The following is a 21,701-nucleotide window of genomic DNA, read 5'->3' as shown; positions in this document are numbered from 1 at the left end:
GTGAGGCTGTGGCTGGACCGACAGCAGATCTGCGCTTAAAACGGGGCCAGAGCCTGGCCCCACATCCGCTATTGGCTGGCTTCTTTCTTCACCTGGCTGACTGGTTTTACCCACGGGTTCTTCGCACGCACGTCTGCAGGCAGCGATGCTACAGCGCGTTTGGCATCGGCCGGTGTGGCATAGGAGCCACTCACCAGCACGTACCACGACTGACCGTTACGGGTGGTTTTGTAGACGTGATATCCACTCAGATTTTGTTGCTTAGCCCAGGCATTCAGGCTTTCCGGCTTCGATGCACCGCTCAGTTGCAGAGTGTAGCTGCCACCTGGCAGTGATTTGCTGGCTGAACTGCTGCCCGCGGCCGTGGTAGCTGGCGCAGAACTCACTGGCGTACGCGCTGGCGTAGTGTGCGTTTTGCTGTCACGGGTTACAGGCTTCGATGCTGTTTTATGCGACGAATCGTGCGCCGGACGAGTTGCTGTATTGGATTTGTTCGGTGTCTGACGGACTGAAGGTGCCGTAACAGGATTAGCAGCCGTTCCGGCATTGCCGCTGACCGTTGCTGGCGCCGTTGGCAGTGAACTGCCGCCCTGCGTGCCCATCGCGGCACTGTCAACCTGCTGCTGCTGATTAGTCAGCGCGCTGTTCAGGTCGCCCGGCAGCGTGACACGCTGCTGATTCGCGGGCGCATCAACCGGTGCGGCCTGGGTAGGCGTTGAAGCCACAGGCGGCATCGAGATGTCGCGCTGCGGATTAGAGGCAGCATCACCGCTGGTCGCCGCGTTATTTTCGCTGGTTGCGGGGGTAGTCTGCGCATCTGACGGAGGCGTCTGACCACCGGACATGGAAGAGGAGCCGCCCAGGTCAATGTTCTTCTCGCTGCCGGAACCGCCATTGGTGGCAGGGGTTGTGCCCGCCGTGGCCGGTTTTTTCTCATCCGGGCCATTCAGCGCCGAACCAATCCCCAGTACCAGTAACAGCAGAACCAGGATCCCGACGCCCATCATGATACGCTGGCGCGAAACCGGTGTTTTGGCCGCAGTAGAGGACTTACGAGGGCGCGAGGGACGGCGGTCGCTGGCGTCAGGCTTTAACTCGTCTTCCGGTTTAAACTCATCCATTTTGGCTCCTCCGTAAAGCGGCATTCCGCACTGCGCACCCTGCGCGCCGCGTCACCACTCAACTGCTTAATCTCAGGGTTGCTGACAATCGTTAATTGCAGCCAGCACCATATCATGTGCCACGCCACCACGCACTTCAGAGCGGCCAATCGACAGCGGGAGTATCAGCCGCAGTTCGCCCGCCAGAACTTTTTTATCGCGCATCATGTGCGGCAGATACATCTGTGCACTCATCGCCTGCGGCCCATGCACCGGTAAACCGGCACGCTGGAACAGGGCAATAATGCGGTCGGTCTCTTCCGCCCCGAACTGTCCCAGACGTTCAGCCGTGCGTGCTGCCATTACCATGCCCGCCGCAATCGCTTCACCGTGCAGCCAGTTGCCGTAGCCCATATGTGCTTCAATCGCATGACCAAAAGTATGGCCCAGATTAAGCAACGCCCGCTGACCGTTTTCACGCTCATCGGCCGCCACGACTTCAGCCTTCAGTTCACAACAGCGACGAATGCAGTACGCCAGCGCCTGTTCATCCAGCGCCAGCAGAGCATCGAGATTCTGCTCCAGCCACTGGAAAAAAGCACCGTCGAGGATAATGCCGTACTTAATGACTTCCGCTAAGCCAGACGCCAGCTCACGCGCAGGCAGCGTCTTCAGACAGGCCGTATCAATCACCACTGACGCGGGTTGATAAAACGCGCCGATCATGTTTTTGCCCAGCGGATGGTTAACGGCCGTTTTGCCGCCAACCGAAGAATCAACCTGCGACAGTAAGGTGGTCGGTACCTGGATAAAGCGTACGCCACGCTGATAACTGGCCGCAGCAAAACCGGTAAGATCGCCAATGACGCCGCCGCCTAAGGCGACAAGCGTCGTATCACGACCGTGCGGCTTTTGCAGGAGCGCGGTAAAGACCTGATCCATCACGGCCAGCGTCTTATATTGCTCGCCGTCGGGTAAGATCACCTGATCCACTTTTACACCTGCCGCTGTCAGCCGCGCTGTCAGCTGGTCAAGATAGAGCGGAGCCAGCGTCTGGTTTGTCACCACCATGGCGTTTTCGCCCGCGGTCAGCGGCCAAAAAGAAGCCGGATCGTTAAACAGTCCGGCGGCGATAGTGATGGGGTAACTGCGTTCCCCCAGTGAGACGGTGATCTTCTCCATGATGCCCGATACCTGTTAAAAAGCCTTCGAACGTTGGATCAACTTTTTTCCAACATGTGGATAATCTGATTCGCCACCACTTTTGCACTCTGATCATCTGTGCGAATGGTGACATCGGCGATCTCTTCGTAGAGCGGGTTGCGTTCGCCAGCCAGCGCTTCAAGCACTTCGCGCGGCGGTGAATCCACCTGCAGCAACGGACGTTTTTTGTCACGTTGGGTGCGCGCCAGTTGCTTCTCGATGGTGGTTTCAAGATAAACCACAACGCCGCGGGCGGAGAGACGATTACGCGTTTCCCGGGATTTGACGGAACCACCGCCTGTCGCCAGGACGATGCCTTGCTTCTCGGTCAGTTCGTTAATGATTTTTTCTTCGCGATCGCGAAAGCCAGCTTCGCCTTCGACATCAAAAACCCAGCCCACATCCGCTCCGGTGCGTCGCTCAATTTCCTGATCGGAATCGAAGAACTCCATGTTGAGTTGCTGAGCCAACTGACGGCCAATAGTGCTTTTGCCGGCACCCATCGGCCCAACCAGAAAGATATTGCGTTTCTCTGCCATTTTGTCGGTATTACTAAGAATTCGTTAATGATACCCCGCGTTCAGCATTTGCTGGCGGGACAGGAACTGAGACCTCATGAGCGTTAGCAAGAGTCAGATGAAAAATTATCTCAACACTCAAGGCTGTTTGGCAACCGATTATATTGCCTTCAGCACATCCATTTCTGAATTGGCCTGTGTTCGCGAAACTGTAACGCGCCAGCGCTGCGTCTTTACAACGCTGCTTACAGAGGAGTTTTCTGATCTGTTTGCCGGGATTTACCCTGCATAGACGGTTACACCGTATTGAAAATCGCTAAACCTTGTAAGCTAATTCCTCTCCTGCGTCAACGCAGATGGCCTTAAGGGACGCATTTTCCGTTTTATCCAGCCGTAAGCGCTGCTTCCCTGACCAATCGCGGCGTTATGAAGATCACCAGCTCTCTTTTTTGGCGCTGCTCCGATTGCTGACGAAACAACCCGCCAATCAGCGGCACATTTCCAAGCAGCGGCACTTTATTCTCTCCGTGACTGCGCTGCTGCTGAAAGATACCCCCTAACGCCAGTGTTTGCCCGTCACTGACCGTGACCTGCGTCTCAATTTCCTGTTTATCAATGGATAATATGTCGCTGTCGCCGGTTCTGATGCTGCGACCCGGCATGTTCTGACTGATATGGATCTTCAGCTGGATGCGGCCATTCCCGGAAATCGTCGGTGTTACCTCCATGCCCAGCACCGCTTCTTTGAACTCAATACTGGTGGCACCGCTGTTTCCCGCCGACACTTCATAAGGTATTTCCGTGCCCTGCTTAATCGACGCGGTCTGCTGATGTGAGGTAAAAAGGCGCGGACTGGCGATGATTTCAATCTGGTTCTCCTGCTCCAGCGCACTTAATTCCAGATCCAGCAGCTGACCGCCGATGCGCGCCAGCGCCATACCCACGCTGATGCCGGGTGAAGTCACCGCCAGCGGAATATCCAGCCGGGGATGATGCAGGATGTCAGTCACGGCGGCGTCACCCGCCTGCAATCCCCACTTCACGCCCAGCTCCTGCAGATGCTCTTCGCTGATAGTGACGATATGCGCCGATAGCTCGATTTGCTCCAGTGGCAGGTCCAGCGCCCGTATCCAGCGTTCCGTCTCTTTCAACGCTGCCGCCGTATCGCGCAGTAACAGGGCGTTGGTGCGTTTGTCGACCGTCACGCTGCCGCGCGGTGTCATCAGCGACTGCCGTTCAGTCAGCAGGCTGGCATGCACCTCGCTGGCGCTGGCATAGCGCAATATCACGGCGCGCTGCTGCAAAGGCGTCTGCTGCAACTTTTCCTGCTGCTGAGCCTGCTGCCAGCTCTCCGGATAGACCAGCAGCACATTATCCTGTTCTATCAGCGTCAGCTTTGCCATGCGCGCTACCAGGTCCAGCGCCTGATGCCACGGCAGGTTATCGAGCCGCAGCGATAACGACCCTTCCACCTCTGGCGCAATCATCAGGTTGATCTGCTGATAGTCAGCCAGCGCCTGCAAAATGCGCCCTACCGGCGCGTTATCAAATGTCAGGCTGAGAGGCTCCTCATCAGCGGCGTAAACCGGCAGCAGGCAGCTTATGAGCAGCAGCAGAGTAGCTATCCTTTTCATGCGAACGTCCTTTTAAGTAAAACGAAGTCTGTTGTGCAGTGCAGCTATTCGGTACCGCTAAGGAGAGGCTGCGGCGGGTCATATCAGCGAGTTGCCAGGGCGACAGGGGAAATGGCTTGCCTGTGCGGACTGCGACGCTCTCACCCTGCGGGTTCACCAGCCAGGCATGAAAATGCATCTCACGGCCAATGACCCCCTGCAGATGCCAGCCAGTAAGCGGCTCCACGAGCGCCTCACAAATCGAACCGGCAACAGGCCGGAACGGATCACGTGCCAGCACACCGCCACAGCACAGCAGTAAAATCAGCAGGCTATTGCGCATCGTCGGGCTCCAGCCAGAGTTGAGCCACCAGATACTGCGGCTGCGCCAGCAGCTGGAAATGCACCGGAAACGTCAGAGAAGCATCGGCAAGCTCGGCAAAAAGTGACTGAAACGCCGGCCACTGCAGATGCAGGGTCAGCATGCGTGAAGGAGAATCCGGCTGCCACTCTTCCAGTTGATGACGCCGTGCCGCCAGCATCGCTTCCACTGCCCGGCCTGATGCGCCCGGTGCAGGTCTGGCGGTCTGCATCGACTGCAGTTGCGTCTGCAACTGCGCTATATCCGGGTTCTGACCCCACTGCTGCCGGCGCTGTTCCAGGGTTAGGCTCAGCCTGAGCAGCTCCTGCTGTTCAGCGATCAGCGCCTGCTGCTGTGGCCGCAACCAGAAAACCCATGAGATCAGTAACAGGCCAGCTGAGAGGGCGGCGAGCATGCCGTAACGCGGAAGTGCAGCCATCTGCCACCAGCGATCCCACCACTCATTCATCAGCAACCTCCTTCACCTCTGCCCGCAGTGAAAAGCGATAATGACTATCAGCCTGACGCTTAACGCTGCCCTGCCTCACCTGACCAAACAGCGCGACGGTGGTTAACTGCTCACGGAACTGCCGGACCGCCGCCATATCCTGCGCCAGCCCCTCCAGCGTGAGACGATTGTCGCGCTTCTCCAGCCGGGTCAGCCAGGCGGTGTCAGGCAGTAACGCGGGTAAATCGAGCCAGAACTGATGCCATGCGGTCAGTTGCACTGCCTGCTGGCGCTGCTTCGCCTGCTGTTTTTGCACTACCGTGAGCTGGGCCAGTAACGTCTTTTGCTGCGCCAGCTGCGCGTCCAGGTTTTCCAGCGCCTGCTGCTGCTCCCTGACCGTCTGCGCCACCTGCTCACGAGCATGAAAGATGCGCCAGCTTTGCTGCATGACTCCCACCAGAACAGCACTCAGCATCAGTGACAGCACGACAAGGCTCTGTCGCCGCTGCTGTTGCTGACGACGCTGTCGCCACGGCAGCAGATTCACTGCGACCATCATTGATCTCCGTCGCGCAGCGCCAGCCCGGCCGCCAGCGCAAAGGCACCTGGATTTTCCGGAAACGGCGGCTGTTTATAATGGAACAGATCAAAAGGGGAAAACGCGCGGGCGTCAGCGGGCAGCGCAGAATTATCGGCTGAGCACCAGGTGACAGAACGAGCGTCGGGGAAGGCCTGCTGCTGCAGTGCCGCAAGCGTGGTAGCTTCGCCGTTGTCAGCCGCGGTATGCACATCGCTCCAGAGCCAGCGGTTATCCTGCTGCAGCACCAGTACCGCACCCTCCTGCAGCGCGGCCTGTCGGGCCAGCCGCCTGAGCGCTTCGGTAGTCAGTTCAAACACCTGCGGCTTTAATCCCGCCTGCAGCAGTGGCGCTGCCCACTGGTCTATAATCTCCAGCCGGGCCGCCGTGACGCAGAGCTGGCCGCTCTGTGTGTCGGCCCGGTAATCCAGTGCCAGCGCAGCAGGCTCCAGCGGAAAGAGACGGCGCGCGGCCGCCTGCACGTAGTGCCCCAGCGCAGGCTCATTGAGCGACTGTGCAGGCAGCGGGAGCTGGCGCTGCAGTACCAGCCGGGCGGGCAGCGCGACACGCAGCGAGTAACGACGCGGCAACCGCTGACGCCAGGCCGTCAAGGCTGCCAGTAATTCAGGCGAAGATTGCAGCACGCCGTTTCTTAACGTATCTTGCGGCAGCCGCTGCTGCCACCAGTGGCGTAGCTGCCAGCCATCACGACGAGGCTGGAGGGCCAGGGCACAAATCTGCCTATTCTGAATATCCAGCCCAATTTGCCAGGTATGAAAAGCCATGCGCGCGATCTCCTTATCGTCCGGGAAAGATGGACATATCAAAGCGTCTGGCTTGCCTTTATACTACCGCGCGGTTGTTTATAAACTGCTCAAACGACAAGAGATGGGAAATTCCAGGTGAAGTTCGTAAAGTATTTATTGATCCTTGCAGTGTGTTGCATCCTGTTGGGAGCTGGCTCGATTTATGGTTTATACAAATACATAGAGCCACAGCTGCCCGACGTAAACACGCTGAAAGATGTGCGTCTGCAAACCCCGATGCAGGTTTACAGCGCCGATGGCGATTTAATCGCCCAGTATGGCGAAATGCGCCGTATCCCTTTGACTCTGCAGCAAGTGCCACCTGTGATGGTGAAAGCGTTTATTGCGACCGAAGACAGCCGTTTCTATGAGCACCATGGTGTTGACCCGGTGGGTATTTTCCGTGCGGCCAGCATTGCGCTGGTTTCCGGTCATGCTTCGCAGGGTGCTAGTACCATCACTCAGCAGCTGGCGCGTAACTTCTTCCTGAGTCCGGAACGCACCCTGATGCGTAAAATAAAGGAAGCGTTCCTGGCGATCCGCATTGAGCAGTTGCTCAACAAAGATGAAATTCTTGAGCTCTATCTGAATAAGATCTACCTCGGCTACCGTGCTTATGGCGTCGGTGCAGCTTCGCAGGTCTATTTTGGTAAGCCGGTTGACCAGCTGTCGCTGAGTGAGATGGCGATGATTGCCGGTCTGCCAAAAGCGCCGTCCACCTTTAACCCGCTTTATTCACCGAGCCGCGCCCTGTCGCGCCGCAACGTGGTACTGGCGCGTATGCTGGATCAGCATTACATCACGCAGCAGCAGTATGACGAGGCACGTAATACGCCGCTGGTGGCGAAGTATCACGGTCCGGAAATCGCCTTCTCTGCCCCCTATCTCAGCGAGATGGTGCGTCAGGAGATGGTGAAACGCTACGGCGACAATGCCTATACCGACGGCTACAAGGTTTACACCACTGTCACCCGCCGCCTGCAGGAAGCCGCTCAGACCTCAGTGCGCAATAACGTCATGGCTTACGATATGCGTCATGGCTATCGCGGCCCGACCAGCGTGCTGTGGAAAGTGGGTGAACCCGCCTGGGATCAGACGAAGATTGAGAAGGCGCTGAAGCCGCTGCCGGTCTATGGACCGTTGCATCCGGCCGTGGTCACAGAAGCACGCAGCGATGAAGCGACCGTGATGCTGAAAGATGGCAGCAATGTGTCGCTGGCACTGGCGGGTGTGCGCTGGGCGCGTCCTTATAAATCTGACACCGTGCAGGGCCCGACGCCGAAAAGCGTGACGCAGGTCCTGCAGGCTGGCCAGCAGATCTGGGTGCGTAAAGTGGGTGACGACTGGTGGCTGGGCCAGGTGCCGGATGTGAACTCGGCGCTGGTCTCGCTGGATCCCAATGATGGTGCGGTGCGCGCGCTGGTGGGCGGTTTCGCCTTTAACCAGAGCATGTTTAACCGTGCGACCCAGGCGCTGCGCCAGGTCGGTTCTAACATCAAGCCTTTCCTCTATACCGCCGCCATGGATCGCGGGCTGACGCTCGCCTCCATCCTGAACGATGTGCCGATTTCCCGCTGGGATGCGGGTGCCGGTGCAGACTGGCGTCCGAAGAACTCACCGCCAACGTATGATGGTCCGATTCGTCTGCGTCAGGGACTCGGCCAGTCGAAAAACGTCGTCATGGTACGTGCGATGCGTGCGATGGGCGTAGACTACGCCGCAGAGTATCTGCAGCGCTTTGGTTTCCCGGCTCAGAACATTGTGCACACCGAGTCGCTGGCATTGGGTGCGGCCTCATTCACACCGTTACAGGTGGTACGTGGCTACTCCGTGATGGCGAATGGCGGCTTCCTGGTCGATCCTTACTTCATTACCAAAATTGAGAATGAACAGGGCGGCACCGTATTTGAAGAGAAACCGAAGATCGCCTGTCCACAGTGTAATCTGCCGGTCATCTACGGTGAGACCAAAAAAGCGCTGGCGTTGAATGAAGAGAGCGTCGAGAACGTCGCCGCTTCAAATAACAACCAGAATCAGGCGGTTCCTCAGCCTGAACTGGAGCAGGTTCCTGCGCAGGCACAGCAGGGTGAGCAGCAATATGCGCCGCACGTGATCAATACCCCACTCACCTTCCTGATTAAGAGCGCGCTGAACAGTAATATCTTTGGCGAACCGGGCTGGATGGGAACCGGCTGGCGTGCCGGGCGTGACCTCAAGCGTAATGATATCGGCGGCAAAACCGGTACCACCAACAGCTCGAAAGACGCCTGGTTCTCGGGTTACGGCCCTGGCGTGGTGACGTCAGTCTGGATCGGTTTTGATGATGCGCGCCGCAATCTGGGCCGCAGCACGCTCTCCGGTGCGATTCCCGATCAGATTTCGGGCTATGAAGGTGGTGCGAAGAGTGCACAACCGGCATGGGATGAGTACATGAAGAGCGCGCTGGAGGGTGTGCCGGTACAGCCGTTAACCCCGCCGGATGGCGTGGTCACAGTGACTATCGACCGCAGCACTGGCAAGCTGGCCAATGGCGGAGGCAACACCCGTCAGGAGTACTTCATCAATGGCACCCAGCCAACCGAATATTCGGTGCATGATGTGGGTACGACGATTATGGATAACGGCGAGAGTCACGAGCTGTTCTGATGTGATATCCATCAATTGAAATGTCTGAGGCTGGTCACTGTAAGGTGACCAGCCTTTTTTATCGGTCCGTTTATCCTGACGAAACAGGTGATGCTTTTCGTACCTGGGCGGCTCAGTCAGTCGGGCGGGAAAAAAAGAAAGGTAAAAACCGAAAAGAGCATCATCTGTTGCTGAGAAAAATGCCGATCACTCTGAGCGATCGGCATTAATTGAGTCTGACAATATAAAGCAATGTGTATTAAGCGATTCAGTAAGTGAACCGAAAAAAATAATAGAGTTATTATATCGCTATGATTAGCGTAGTCTTCCCTGGTGCCAGCAAATATAATTATTGGCATATCAAATAAACAACGGTTACCAGCGTACTGTTAATTACGATCAATAACAGGAGGGATAGTAACTCTTGCGCATCGCTTATCATCATGATAAGAATAGAAAGCTCAAAAAACCTCTAATTTGATTTAATCACCTAAGGATATTTTTGTATATGGAAATTACAGTGGGCCATACGCAAGACCCCAAAACCGAAGAATATATTATTCAGCGACTCTGGCAGCATAATGAACGCTTTGCCGAGATCAACATGAAAACGCTGAATGTTATCCTGTATGACGATCAGCAAAATATCCAGGGTGGCCTGTTAGCCCATACCTGGTGCGGCACATTGGATATTCACTACCTCTGGATAGATGATGCCTGGCGGTTGCTTGGCACAGGTCGCCAATTGATGCAGGCTGCAGAAGAGGAAGCGCGTAATCGAGGCTGCCATATGTCCGTCGTTGATACGCTAAGTTTTCAGGCGCGTGGTTTTTACGAAAAGCTGGGTTATCGCGTTTATGGCGAACAGGATGGCTATGCGCAGCGCTACGCACGTTATTATCTGGCAAAAAGATTATAATCTGAACGCTTTCAGCGAGGCGCCATGGACAGCCCATACCGTAGTATCGATGAATTCATTTCTGCATTCGCCACCATCATGGATTTATTACCAACACCCTGGGGTTTTAAGAATGCTGCATCGCAGCATCTTTATATGAATGAAGCTGCAAAATTGTATACTGCTACGCCTAAAAGTTATTTATTAGAGGGAAAAAGAGACTGTGAGTTTCCCACGCGCTGGAGTGATTGCGCCGATGAATTCTGCGATCACGATCAACAGGTAAAATTGAATAACCGTTGCGTAGCCGTGATTGAAACCCATTACTGGTATGGCAACAATTATCTCACCCCGTTTATCAGTGAAAAATACCCTGTTTTCGACAATCGAAATCAGTGGCTGGGCTGCATCTGGAATGCTCGTCCGGTTGATAACCTTACGGCAATGAGCTTTATCGACCCCAGAAAATCCTCTGTACTGACGACGCGTCTGGAACATGCCCTGTTCACCCCCGCCGAGCTGGATGTCATTTTTCTGCTGCTACGGCGCTTCAGCGCAAAAGAGATCGCCCGCATCTATAACCTCAGCGTAAAAACTGTCAGTAATCGTATCACTACGCTTTATCAAAAAGCGGAGGTGCATTCGCTACAACAATTCGAAAGCTATTGCCGTGCGGAGGCACTGGAGAATTATCTGCCAGAGCGGTTTCTCAGCACAGGTCTTATTTATATATAAATCGGTAAGGACACCACATTGTGAGTAAATTTGATGATTATCCTTTAAGCCGTGTGCCTGAGAACAAACGGCTCTCACTGCTGAGCGTCGCTATTGTGCATATGGGTATGCTGACTGCGCTGGATCAGTTTATGCTCGGCGCGGTTCTGGGCAACAGCATGACGCTGGCAGAGGCGTTTACCGCAATAACGCTGGCCAGCCTGCTGTTTGGCGTGCTGACCTTTGCGCTCGGCTATGCAGGAATGCGCGAGGGACTGCCGGGGAGCTTGCTGGCGCGCTGGTGTGGTTTTGGTCGCCACGGCTCTGTGCTGATTGGCCTGCTGGTCGCGGTCAGCCTGCTGGGATGGTTCGGCATTCAGAACGCGGTGTTTGCCCGATCGCTGAGCTATGCCCTGAATGGCAAACTCAGCTTTGCAGAGTCGGCAGCACTTTCAGGTACCGTGTTGACGTTACTGGTTACCTTTGGCTTTAAGGCGCTGCGCTTTACCGCACGCATTGCGGTTCCGCTTTTCATCGCGCTGGTCGGCTGGATTTTCTGGCACGCATTTCACGGCCAGTCTGGCCAGAATATACCGCCGGTTATCGCCAGCCAGGCCATTACCATAAGCGCCGCGATGACCATGGTGATTGGCGGCGCAATTCTTGCCAGCCTGATGACGCCTGACCTGACGCGTTTTTCACGTGACGGCAAAGATGTGTTTGCCATTACGCTACTGACCATTCTGGCGGGCGAATATGGGGTCAATGGCGTAGCGATTCTTATCGCCAGAGAATTGCAGACCTCAGATATCATCGCGATTATTACGCAAACCACCAGTTCACTGGGTTTGCTGGCTGTCGTTTTTTCTACCCTGCGCATCAATGACCTGAATCTCTATTCATCCACGCTGGGCATCGCTAACGCGATTGAAGGCGTGACCGGCTATAAACCGCGTTATCAGGTGATTACGCTGCTGCTGGGGCTGCTCGGCACACTCTGTTCAGTGTTCGGGATTCTTGATCGTTTTGTCGATTTTCTGGAACTGCTGGGCGTCATCTTCCCGCCGATACTGGGCGTAATGATCGTTGACTACTATGTACTGAAAACTGACCGACAGACGCTGGCGCTCAGTCGTACCAGCGATGCCTTACCGGCAACATCCCAGCTTATTGGCTGGCCCGCGCTGATCGCCAGCGTCGCAGGTGCGGCCACGGGTCTGCTGGTTGAGCGCGGCGTACCGGTGCTTAATTCAATGCTTGTCGCGTGCGTTATTTACCTGATGACCGCGCCACTCTTAAAGCGATCATCGTCCTTACAGGAAAAGGTTACTGCTGAATAAAGCAAAAACGCGCCTGTGGCAGGCGCGTTTCTTTTCTCAGCCGTCAGGCTTCAGTAATTCAGCCGCCCCTGTTTCACCAGCCATTCGCGCGCCATAAACAGCGCACTGACATTACGTGCTTCGCGGAAGTCAGGTTCGTCCAGCAGCGACAGCATATCGCTCAGCGGCCAGCGGTGGATAATCAGCGGCTCCGGCTCATCGCCTTCCAGCTTTTCGGCGTAGAGACCTTCCGCTATCACAATATTCATCTTGCTGGAAAAGTAGGAGGGGGCCATGGTGAGCTTGCCCAGCGTGGTCAGCTGTTCGGCACCAAAACCTACCTCTTCTTTCAGTTCGCGCACCGCCGCTTCATTGACGGTTTCACCTGCATCAATCAGCCCTTTCGGAAAACCCAGCTCGTAGGTTTCCAGTCCGACGGCGTATTCCTGAATCAGGATCAGATGGTCATCAATAATCGGCACAATCATCACCGCTTCACGCTCGGAGGGCTTCATCCGCTCATAAACGCGATGCGCCCCATTGCTGAAAGCCAGATCGACCGACTCAATAGTGAATAACCGTGAACGTGCCACGGCGGTGATATTGAGGATGTCGGGTTTTTTTGGAATTTTCATATCAGCCTCAAATTATTCTGCGCCGGCTATCTGGAGCGAATTAGCATACCTAACCACAGGCAATTGTGCGACAGTCAGACAGTGCCGTTATCGTTGCATAGATTACAGCGATTGAATAACAGCCTTTGGTTATCAGTTAAGACTAAATTTGCATTAGTCAATATGCTGCGATAAGTTTCAGATAATACCGATATTTAATCCAGTCTGTGCCAGTTACCATTCGGACAAGGCAGGGTTTAACAAATGCCAATAAGATATACGCTGGCACTATTTCATCGGGTGTCTGACTCCTCAGGGTTATATAATCTTCCGGAATGCCTCTTTTATAGTGAGCATAACCGGAGGCGAAAGTTTAAAGTGAAGGCAGCATTTTGGCTGAATTGAGCAGAGCATGAGCACAATCTTTATGATCCTGGCCATAGTGCTGACCTGTTCAATCCTGGCAGGTATTGGGTTCTGGTACGCTATGCGGCATCGCCCGCCGTTGGCGAAACCGCTGCCATTCATCAGTCCGCCCTGCCGTAAACTTTCTGCCCAGGAGCGTGAGGCGGTCGATAAATATGTCGCCGCGCTGGAAAAGCAGCCCCGCACCACGCTGACTACCGATAAGCGCAGCGCGCCTGAACGTCTGACACTCACGGCGCAGAGCAACCATGTCTATCCGGTTACCCGCGCCATTACCCGCTATGGCCTTTCGACTGACGATCCCCATAAATGGCGTTACTATCTGGATGAAGTTGAAGTTCATCTGCCGCCGCTGTGGGAACAGTACATCACCGACGAAAACTACGTTGAGTTAATCCGCACCCAGTCCATTCCGCTGGTAATCTCACTGAATGGCCACTCGCTGGTGGATTACGCCGTCGATCAGCAATCGCTGCCAACACTGATGCGCCCGGTGTCGACCAACGCCTCTATCCGCAAAGCAGAAACGGAAAACGTCGAACTGCTGCAGGTGCGCAAAGAGACAGCGGAAGAGTATCGGCTGTCACGGCCAGACGGCACGCGTGAAGCGGTGATGATCTCCCTTGCCTTCTTACTCTTTTTCTTCAGCCTGTTAGTGCCCACCACACTGATGATCTGGCTGGTACTGACGGGCGCAGTCACGATCGCGGCCAGTCTGTGGCTGCTCTATCGCATTCCCGGTGAGCGCGGACTGCGTGATATCCACTGCCTGCGCGGCGCGCCAAAGCGCTGGGGCCTGTTCAGCGAATCGAATCAGGAGCAGAGCAACATTACGCTGGGGATTATTGACCTGGCCTATCCTCCGCACTGGCAGCCCTATGTGGCACACGATCTCGGTCAGGTGACGGATGTCGAAATCTACCTCAACCGCCAGGTGGTGCGTCAGGGACGTTTCCTGTCGCTGCAGGATGAAGTCAAAAATTTCCCTATCCAGCGCTGGCGGAAAAACGTGGTGCTGGCCTGTGGTTCGCTGATAGTGCTGACCATGCTGGTCACCTGGATCCCGCTGGGTATGCCGATTAAGCTCAGCCTGGCCTGGGCCAGAGGCACCGACAGTCTGGAGGTCAACAGCGTCGATAAACTCAGCAGCGTGCCGCTGAATATTGGCGATAACCTCAAAGTGAGTGGCACCGGCATGTGTTCCGTGCCGGACAACTATCAGAGCAACCGCAGTTACGCCTATATGCCGTTTGACTGCTCGGCGGTCTACTGGAATAACGCCACGCCATTGCCGCAGCCACAATCGGACATCATTGATAAAGCCGCGGCGCTGCTGGATACCACGACAAAGCAGCTGCATCCGGAAACCAATACCGATCCCAAACTCAATCCACAGCTGGCGTCCGCGATTCAGAAGTCCGGCATGATCCTGCTGGATGATTTCTCCGATCTGGTGATGAAAACGCAGGATCTCTGCAATCAGCCGCAGGACTGTATGCGCCTGAAAAATGCGCTGGTGAACCTGGGCAATGCCAAAGACTGGGAAGCGCTGATGCGCCGGGCAGATTCCGGCCAACTTAACGGCATGAATGTGCTGCTGCGGCCGGTAAGCGCGGAAGCGCTGGAAAATCTGGTCAATACCGCCACCTCAACCTTCTTTTTCCGCGAAACCCGTCGTGCGGCAGAAAATCTCAACAGCCCGCCGCCAGGGGGATTCCTGATCGTCAGCGATGAAGGCCGACAGCTGGTGAATCAGCCACAGCCTACCGTGTCACTGTTTGACCTTGATCCACCCTCTCAGTGGCGCGAGCTGCAACGTATCTCTGCCATGCTGCTGCACACGCCGTTCAGCGCCAGCGGCATCATTACTGGCATTTCTACCGATGCCAACGGCACACGCCACATCATGCTGCACAATGAACCGGACGCCATGGCGCAGTGGCGCTATCTCGGCACCGTATTGCTGCTGCTGGTGCTGCTGGCCTGCGGCGTGATCAACGGACTGTTGGCGCTGCGCCGCATGCACCGTAATCGCCAGCGCATGATCGATATCCAGCAATACTACGACAAGTGTTTCAACCATAACCTCGGCACTTTGCAGAGCGTGCGCTCGATATTCTGAGCCCTGCCCTTCTGTGCTACCCTGTCGCCCGGTTTTTTACAGGGTCTGACACTACGATGCTCAACTGGTCTGAGATTGATACCGTGCTGCTCGACATGGATGGCACGCTGCTGGATCTGGCATTCGATCGCCACTTCTGGCTGGAGCACGTCCCTGAACAGCTCAGCCGGCAACGCGACATCACCCGTGCAGAAGCCGACGCGATCATCACGGAAAAGTATCAGGCCGTCGCCCATACGCTAAACTGGTATTGTCTGGATTACTGGGCAGAGGCGCTGTCGCTGGACATCCGTGCCATGACCTGGGCGATGCGCAGCCGGATCGCACTGCGTGACGATACGCTGCCTTTTTTGCAGGCCCTGCGTCGCGCCGGAAAGTCCACGATTCTGCTGACCAACGCGCATCCTTACAATCTGGACGTCAAACTGGCGCAGACAGGTTTAGCGCCGCACCTTGATTTATTACTTTCCACCCATACCTTTGGGTATCCGAAAGAAGACCCGCGTTTATGGCACGCGGTACAACAGCACACCGGCTTTTCTGCGCCGCGCACGCTGTTTATCGACGATAGCGAAGTGATTCTGGATGCTGCAACGTTATGGGGCATCGGCTGGTGTTTAGGCGTTAAGAATCCCGATTCGGGTCGTCCTGAACAAATCTTTCAGCGTCACCGCGCCACGGACGATTACCGGACGCTGATCTGAGTCAGGAGCAGCAATGAAAGAGAAAAGCAGCGAAGAGGTCCGCCTCGACAAGTGGCTGTGGGCCGCGCGCTTCTACAAAACCCGGGCGATGGCGCGGGAAATGATTGAAGGCGGCAAGGTGCATTACAACGGCCAGCGCAGCAAACCCGGCAAAGTGGTAGAGCTGAATGCGGAACTGACACTGCGTCAGGGCAATGATGAACGCACCGTGGTGGTAGCGGGTATCACCGCGCAGCGCCGTCCCGCCAGCGAGGCCCAGCAGCTCTATCGCGAAACCGATGCCAGCATTGAAAAACGCGAAAAAATGGCGCAGGCGCGCAAGATGAATGCGCTGACTATGCCCCATCCCGATCGGCGACCTGACAAAAAAGAGCGTCGCGATTTGATGAAGTTTAAATTATCGGGCGATGAATAACGCCGTCTTCGCTGACGCACCATCGCCCCGTTCCAGTGAGAGAAAAAATATGTCAGTCCAGGATCAACTGCACCGTTATCTGTTTGAAAATGCCGCCGTGCGCGGCGAGCTGGTGAACGTCTCTGACACCTGGCGTGAAACCGTGAAGAACCACGACTATCCGGCACCGGTTAAAACGCTGCTGGGTGAGATGCTGGTCGCCACCAGCCTGCTGACCGCTACGCTGAAGTTCGATGGCGAAATCACCGTGCAGCTGCAGGGTGACGGTCCGCTGTCGCTGGCGGTGATCAACGGTAACAACAATCAGGAGCTGCGCGGCGTCGCACGTATCAAAGGCGACATCGCGGACGACAGCACCCTGAAAAGCATGGTCGGCAATGGCTATCTGGTGATCACCATCTCCCCTGAAAAGGGTGAGCGTTATCAGGGCGTGGTCGGGCTGGAAGGTGACACCCTCGCGGCGTGCCTGGAAGATTACTTCATGCGCTCCGAGCAACTGCCCACGCGCCTGTTTATCCGCACCAGCGACAAAGGCGCTGCCGGTATTCTGCTGCAGGTGCTGCCCGCGCAGGACACGGAGAAAGAGGTCTTCGAGCACCTGGCGACCCTGACCGAAACCATTAAAACGGAAGAGCTGATCGATCTCCCTGCCAATGAGGCGCTGTGGCGTCTTTATCATCAGGAAGAGGTTACCCTCTACGAACCGCAGCCGGTGATCTACAAGTGCACCTGCTCGCGTGAACGCTGTGGCGAAGTGCTGACTACGCTGCCGCAGGAAGAAGTGGATGAGATCATCGCGGAAGATGGCAAAATTGACATGCACTGCGACTATTGCGGCTCAAACTACGTGTTTGACGCAGTAGACATTGCCGCCATCCGCAGCCACTCCCATGAGAATAACGACCAACTGCACTGATTAATCGGGCGGCGTCTGCCGCCCCTTCTCCATTCCCCCAGTCTATCCCCATAATTTTTCAGACAAATTATCTTTTTTTACTTTCATAACATCTTTTAAACGTTCGAAACATGGCCTTAACGCGCCCTGAGTCGCATTTTTAGATCACTGCCCTTTTTCCCTTAACGCAGAAGAGTAAACTGCGCGCGATCGTGCAAACGCCCGGAAGCCAGGGGCAGATGCCCTGAATAGCCCGGTTATCTTTGCAGGCTGTCGTAACGACGCGCAGTAAACCGTCAGTGATTCACCGCACCCGATACAACAGCCGGTGGCACGATCCCAACCTATCTCTGCTTTGCAGAACAGACACCGATTTAAGGAGCAGTAAAATGCGCGTTAACGGCCTGACCTCGCAAGACCTTGCCGCTTTGGGCATCGTGGATACCACGGAAGTGGTTTACAACCCTGATTACGACACGCTATTTCAGGAAGAGACGCGCCCGGACCTCGAAGGTTTTGCTCGTGGCACCCTGACGCAGAGCGGCGCGATTGCAGTAGACACCGGGATTTTCACCGGGCGATCGCCAAAGGATAAGTACATTGTGCGTGATGACACCACGCGCGATACCCTGTGGTGGAACGACCAGGGCACCGGCAAAAACGACAACCAGCCTCTGTCACAGGAGACCTGGAACGCACTGAAAAGCTGCGTGACCCGCCAGCTTTCCGGCAAGCGTCTGTTTGTGGTGGATGCCTTCTGCGGTGCCAATGCCGATTCACGTCTGAGCGTTCGTTTTGTCACCGAGGTAGCCTGGCAGGCGCACTTCGTGAAAAACATGTTTATTCAGCCTACAGACGCTGAGCTGGCCGACTTCACGCCTGACTTTGTGGTGATGAACGGGGCCAAATGCACCAATCCGGACTGGCAGGCGCAGGGTCTGCACTCGGAGAACTTTGTTGCCTTCAATCTGACGGAACGCATGCAGCTGATTGGCGGCACCTGGTACGGTGGCGAGATGAAGAAAGGTCTGTTCGCTATCATGAACTACCTGCTGCCGCTGAAAGGCATCGCCTCAATGCACTGTTCAGCTAACGTCGGTAAAGCAGGTGATGTGGCGGTCTTCTTCGGCCTCTCCGGCACCGGCAAAACCACACTCTCCACCGATCCTGACCGCCAGTTGATTGGCGATGATGAGCACGGCTGGGACGATGATGGCGTGTTTAACTTCGAGGGCGGTTGCTACGCCAAAACCATCAACCTTTCTGAGCAGGCTGAGCCGGAGATCTACCGCGCCATTCGCCGCAATGCGCTGCTGGAAAACGTGGTAGTGCGCGAAGATGGCAGTGTTGATTACGCCGACGGCAGCAAAACAGAGAATACCCGCGTCTCCTATCCGATTAATCACATCGACAATATCGTGCAGCCGGTCTCAAAAGCGGGCCACGCGAAGAAGGTGATTTTCCTGACCGCCGATGCGTTTGGCGTGCTGCCACCGGTTTCACGTCTGACGCCGGAGCAGACGCAGTATCATTTCCTGTCAGGCTTCACCGCCAAACTGGCCGGCACCGAGCGTGGCGTGACAGCACCGACCCCAACCTTCTCCGCCTGTTTCGGCGCGGCATTCCTGACGCTGCATCCGACGCAGTACGCTGAAGTGCTGGTGAAGCGGATGGAGGCATCCGGTGCCCAGGCTTACCTGGTCAATACCGGCTGGAACGGCAGTGGCAAACGCATCTCACTGAAGAATACCCGCGCCATTATCAATGCAATCCTGGCGGGTGAGCTGGATGATGCACCGACAGAAACGCTGCCAATCTTTAACCTGCAGATGCCGGTTGCGCTGGGCGAGCTGGACAGTAACACGCTCGATCCGCGTCGTAGCTGGGAAAGTGAAGAGAAGTGGACCGCTGCCGCCGAAGGTCTGGCACAGCGCTTTATTGATAACTTCGACAAGTATACAGATAACGCCGCAGGTGCTGCGCTGGTGAAAGCCGGCCCGCAACGCTAAAAGAACCGGCGCGGCAGTGATACTGCCGCGCCGCGTTTATCAGTTTGAGATGCTGTTGCTGCCATTGTTGTGGCTCAGCGCCATCGTTTCCACTAACGGCAACCAGGCACGAATACGCAAGCCCCCGCGCTCGCTCTCACCAATCTCCAGCGAGCCCTGATGGGCATCGATAATCCGCTGCACAATCGCCAGGCCGAGACCGGTTCCGCTGGTGCTGCGGGCGCTGTCGCCCCGCACAAACGGCTGGAACAGATGCGCCAGCTGATCCGGCTTGATGCCAGGTCCATCATCTTCCACCTGGAACCAGGCGCGATGCAGTTCCCGTCCGCTGCTGACCTTGATCCAGCCATTGCCGTAGCGTGCGGCGTTGACCACCAGGTTAGCCAGCGCGCGCTTAATCGACAGCGGGTTGATATCCAGCATTAACTCTTCCGGCATCACCGCATTTTCGATTTCACGCTCGTAGCCACTTTCCGCCGCCACCACTTCGCCCAGCACGCTGTTCAGGTCGGCGCGCTCGGTCTGCATCTCCTGACCGGTGCGCAGGTAGTCGATGAACTGTTCGATGATGGCGTTGCACTCTTCGATATCTTTGTTAATCGATTCGGCCAGATAGCCATCCTGCTCGCTCATCATCTCGGTGGCGAGACGAATACGGGTCAGCGGCGTACGCAAATCGTGGCTGACGCCCGCCATTAACAGCGTGCGGTCATCCGCCAGCTGCTTCACCCCGGCCGCCATCTGATTAAAGGCACGCGTTACCGATCGCACTTCTGACGCGCCATACTCACGCAGCGGCGGCGGAATAATCCCGCGTCCCACCTGCAGAGCGGCGTGCTCCAGATCCACCAGGGGTCGGTTCTGAATGCGGATAAACAGCCAGGCACCGCCAATCGCCAGCAGCATAATCGCCAGGGTATAACGGAACAGCGGCGAGAAGTCGCCCTGATGAATCTCCGTCAGCGGCACCCGCACCCAGATGTCGGGCGACAGCCAGGTTTTCAGCCAGACCACCGGAGAGTTTTTGTTCACCTCAACCCGGACATCGGTCGGACCGCCGAGCTGCTGCCCCATCTGCTCGCTCAGGAATTCATAGTGCTGCGCCCAGCGCAATCCGCTCTCCTCTGCTGCTGCATTGGTGTAGAGCGAGATCCCCAGTTCGCGGTAGATTTCCCGGCGAAATGCCGGGGGCACTTCCAGCTGCGTGCCATCTTCCAGCTGCAACCGGTCGGTCATCAGCATACGAACTTCGTAAGCGAGCACCTTATTGAACTGTTGCAGGCTGGGAAGAATGGCGAAGTTCAGCACCACCAGATAGGTCGTGACCAGGCTGACAAACAGCAGGGTAACGATCAGCAGCAGGGTGCGGGCAAACGAACTCCGTGGCGAGAAGCGCAGTCGCTTCATGCTTTACTGCCGTCCGGGACAAAGACGTAGCCCAGACCCCAGACGGTCTGAATATAACGCGGATGCGCAGGATCCTCTTCCACCATGCGACGCAGGCGGGAGATCTGGACGTCGATCGAACGTTCCATGGCACTGTATTCACGGCCACGCGCCAGGTTCATCAGCTTGTCACGGGACAGCGGCTCACGCGGGTGGCTTACCAGCGCTTTCAGCACGGCAAACTCACCGCTGGTCAGCGGCATCGGCTCATCTTCACGGAACATCTCGCGGGTGCCGAGGTTAAGTTTGAATTTACCGAAGGCGATAATCGCCTCTTCCTGCGACGGTGCGCCTGGCAGTTCATTGGCCTGACGACGCAGCACCGCGCGGATACGCGCCAGCAGCTCACGCGGGTTGAACGGTTTAGGAATGTAGTCGTCAGCGCCGATCTCCAGCCCCACGATACGGTCCACCTCTTCGCCCTTGGCGGTCACCATGATAATGGGCATCGGGTTGCTCTGACTGCGCAGACGACGGCAGATAGAGAGGCCATCTTCGCCCGGCAACATCAGGTCGAGCACCATCAGATGAAAGGATTCACGGGTTAACAGACGATCCATCTGCTCGGCATTAGCGACACTGCGCACCTGAAAGCCCTGCTCGGTGAGATAGCGTTCAAGCAGTGCACGCAGACGCATATCATCATCGACGACCAGAATTTTGTAGTTCTCTTGCATTTTCAACTCCCAAAGGCGCTATTGCCTGAGCCAACATTGTTAAAAAAAGATGCCTTATAGTGACAGTCATTAATGGTTTATATTCTAGCCAAAATTGTTACAAAGCATATTAAACAGGAGCTTATATTTGAATTAAGGTGATTTCGGGCCTGTTTTAACCCATTTGCCCCTGCCCGGCCCCTGATACGGCAAATCTGAAAAAAAGGCCCTG

21 protein-coding genes are annotated in these 21,701 nt (G+C 55.9%); 10 read left to right on the top strand and 11 right to left on the bottom strand.

Going from position 1 to position 21,701, the window contains the following annotated elements; all coding sequences use genetic code 11:
- Nucleotides 1-68: 68 nt before the first annotated feature.
- The 3 genes from EGO56_RS01990 to aroK form a co-directional block, all read right to left on the bottom strand.
- Nucleotides 69-1,121 (bottom strand): SPOR domain-containing protein, encoded by a 1,053-nt coding sequence (locus EGO56_RS01990; RefSeq protein WP_135907584.1) that lies wholly within the window; start codon nucleotides 1,119-1,121, stop codon nucleotides 69-71.
- 72 nt (nucleotides 1,122-1,193) lie between these two features.
- A complete protein-coding gene (aroB, locus tag EGO56_RS01985; RefSeq protein WP_135907583.1) occupies nucleotides 1,194-2,282 on the bottom strand; it encodes a 3-dehydroquinate synthase in 1,089 nt (362 codons plus the stop codon).
- A gap of 38 nt (nucleotides 2,283-2,320) precedes the next feature.
- Nucleotides 2,321-2,842 carry a shikimate kinase AroK gene (aroK, locus tag EGO56_RS01980; protein WP_003852989.1) on the bottom strand — a complete coding sequence of 174 codons (522 nt, stop codon included), beginning with the start codon at nucleotides 2,840-2,842 and terminating at the stop codon, nucleotides 2,321-2,323.
- Nucleotides 2,843-2,939: 97 nt separating this feature from the next.
- Between aroK and EGO56_RS01975 the strand changes: the two genes are divergently transcribed.
- Nucleotides 2,940-3,113, top strand: coding sequence for a hypothetical protein (locus EGO56_RS01975; RefSeq protein ID WP_223811662.1), 174 nt, complete (start codon nucleotides 2,940-2,942; stop codon nucleotides 3,111-3,113).
- Nucleotides 3,114-3,204: 91 nt separating this feature from the next.
- Here EGO56_RS01975 and hofQ read toward each other — a convergent pair whose 3' ends face one another.
- The 5 genes from hofQ to pilM are packed head-to-tail and all read right to left on the bottom strand — an operon-like array spanning nucleotide 3,205 to nucleotide 6,605.
- Complete coding sequence (gene hofQ, locus EGO56_RS01970) at nucleotides 3,205-4,455, bottom strand: DNA uptake porin HofQ (protein ID WP_135907582.1); 1,251 nt, start codon at nucleotides 4,453-4,455, stop codon at nucleotides 3,205-3,207.
- Nucleotides 4,394-4,777: a DNA utilization family protein gene (locus EGO56_RS01965; protein ID WP_135907581.1), complete on the bottom strand. Its 384-nt coding sequence runs from the start codon at nucleotides 4,775-4,777 to the stop codon at nucleotides 4,394-4,396. Before EGO56_RS01965 ends, hofQ begins: the two co-directional genes overlap by 62 nt.
- Nucleotides 4,767-5,264, bottom strand: a complete 498-nt coding sequence (locus EGO56_RS01960; RefSeq protein WP_135907580.1) for a HofO family protein — start codon at nucleotides 5,262-5,264, stop codon at nucleotides 4,767-4,769. Before EGO56_RS01960 ends, EGO56_RS01965 begins: the two co-directional genes overlap by 11 nt.
- The gene (locus EGO56_RS01955) at nucleotides 5,257-5,799 is read right to left on the bottom strand and encodes a PilN domain-containing protein (RefSeq protein WP_135910513.1); all 543 of its coding nucleotides are present in this window, start codon (nucleotides 5,797-5,799) and stop codon (nucleotides 5,257-5,259) included. The genes EGO56_RS01960 and EGO56_RS01955 overlap by 8 nt, the downstream gene beginning before the upstream one ends.
- A complete protein-coding gene (gene pilM, locus EGO56_RS01950; protein WP_135907579.1) occupies nucleotides 5,799-6,605 on the bottom strand; it encodes a type IV pilus biogenesis protein PilM in 807 nt (268 codons plus the stop codon). The genes EGO56_RS01955 and pilM overlap by 1 nt, the downstream gene beginning before the upstream one ends.
- Before the next feature lie 117 nt (nucleotides 6,606-6,722).
- Between pilM and mrcA the strand changes: the two genes are divergently transcribed.
- The 4 genes from mrcA (at nucleotide 6,723) to EGO56_RS01930 (ending at nucleotide 12,203) form a co-directional block, all read left to right on the top strand.
- On the top strand, nucleotides 6,723-9,272 hold the full coding sequence (gene mrcA, locus EGO56_RS01945) for a peptidoglycan glycosyltransferase/peptidoglycan DD-transpeptidase MrcA (RefSeq protein WP_135907578.1): 2,550 nt from the start codon (nucleotides 6,723-6,725) through the stop codon (nucleotides 9,270-9,272).
- A gap of 487 nt (nucleotides 9,273-9,759) precedes the next feature.
- Entirely contained in the window at nucleotides 9,760-10,170 is a 411-nt protein-coding gene (locus EGO56_RS01940; protein ID WP_135907577.1) for a GNAT family N-acetyltransferase, read from the top strand.
- A gap of 24 nt (nucleotides 10,171-10,194) precedes the next feature.
- Nucleotides 10,195-10,884, top strand: a complete 690-nt coding sequence (locus EGO56_RS01935; protein WP_135907576.1) for a helix-turn-helix transcriptional regulator — start codon at nucleotides 10,195-10,197, stop codon at nucleotides 10,882-10,884.
- A 20-nt stretch (nucleotides 10,885-10,904) separates the two neighbouring features.
- A complete protein-coding gene (locus tag EGO56_RS01930) occupies nucleotides 10,905-12,203 on the top strand; it encodes a cytosine permease (RefSeq protein ID WP_135907575.1) in 1,299 nt (432 codons plus the stop codon).
- A gap of 50 nt (nucleotides 12,204-12,253) precedes the next feature.
- On the opposite strand, the gene nudE is transcribed toward EGO56_RS01930, so the two are convergent.
- Nucleotides 12,254-12,817: an ADP compounds hydrolase NudE gene (gene nudE, locus EGO56_RS01925; RefSeq protein WP_135907574.1), complete on the bottom strand. Its 564-nt coding sequence runs from the start codon at nucleotides 12,815-12,817 to the stop codon at nucleotides 12,254-12,256.
- 391 nt (nucleotides 12,818-13,208) lie between these two features.
- On the opposite strand from nudE, the gene EGO56_RS01920 reads away from it, so the two are divergent.
- The 5 genes from EGO56_RS01920 to pckA all read left to right on the top strand — a co-directional run bounded on the left by EGO56_RS01920 (nucleotide 13,209) and on the right by pckA (nucleotide 19,367).
- Nucleotides 13,209-15,344 carry an intracellular growth attenuator family protein gene (locus EGO56_RS01920; protein ID WP_135907573.1) on the top strand — a complete coding sequence of 712 codons (2,136 nt, stop codon included), beginning with the start codon at nucleotides 13,209-13,211 and terminating at the stop codon, nucleotides 15,342-15,344.
- A 56-nt stretch (nucleotides 15,345-15,400) separates the two neighbouring features.
- A complete protein-coding gene (gene yrfG / locus EGO56_RS01915) occupies nucleotides 15,401-16,048 on the top strand; it encodes a GMP/IMP nucleotidase (protein WP_135907572.1) in 648 nt (215 codons plus the stop codon).
- Nucleotides 16,049-16,061: 13 nt separating this feature from the next.
- Nucleotides 16,062-16,463: a ribosome-associated heat shock protein Hsp15 gene (gene hslR, locus EGO56_RS01910; protein WP_033734209.1), complete on the top strand. Its 402-nt coding sequence runs from the start codon at nucleotides 16,062-16,064 to the stop codon at nucleotides 16,461-16,463.
- Between the two features lie 49 nt (nucleotides 16,464-16,512).
- On the top strand, nucleotides 16,513-17,379 hold the full coding sequence (gene hslO, locus EGO56_RS01905) for an Hsp33 family molecular chaperone HslO (protein ID WP_135907571.1): 867 nt from the start codon (nucleotides 16,513-16,515) through the stop codon (nucleotides 17,377-17,379).
- Nucleotides 17,380-17,747: 368 nt separating this feature from the next.
- Nucleotides 17,748-19,367: a phosphoenolpyruvate carboxykinase (ATP) gene (gene pckA, locus EGO56_RS01900; RefSeq protein ID WP_135907570.1), complete on the top strand. Its 1,620-nt coding sequence runs from the start codon at nucleotides 17,748-17,750 to the stop codon at nucleotides 19,365-19,367.
- Nucleotides 19,368-19,406: 39 nt separating this feature from the next.
- Here pckA and envZ read toward each other — a convergent pair whose 3' ends face one another.
- On the bottom strand, nucleotides 19,407-20,774 hold the full coding sequence (envZ, locus tag EGO56_RS01895; RefSeq protein WP_013359293.1) for a two-component system sensor histidine kinase EnvZ: 1,368 nt from the start codon (nucleotides 20,772-20,774) through the stop codon (nucleotides 19,407-19,409).
- Nucleotides 20,771-21,490: an osmolarity response regulator transcription factor OmpR gene (gene ompR / locus EGO56_RS01890; protein WP_003853014.1), complete on the bottom strand. Its 720-nt coding sequence runs from the start codon at nucleotides 21,488-21,490 to the stop codon at nucleotides 20,771-20,773. Before ompR ends, envZ begins: the two co-directional genes overlap by 4 nt.
- Nucleotides 21,491-21,701 lie beyond the last annotated feature (211 nt).

Source organism: Pantoea vagans (assembly GCF_004792415.1).
In the GTDB taxonomy this organism is placed as follows: domain Bacteria; phylum Pseudomonadota; class Gammaproteobacteria; order Enterobacterales; family Enterobacteriaceae; genus Pantoea; species Pantoea vagans.
The sequence above is the reverse complement of the archived record's forward strand: the minus strand, read 5'-3'. Positions and strand labels throughout refer to the sequence as shown.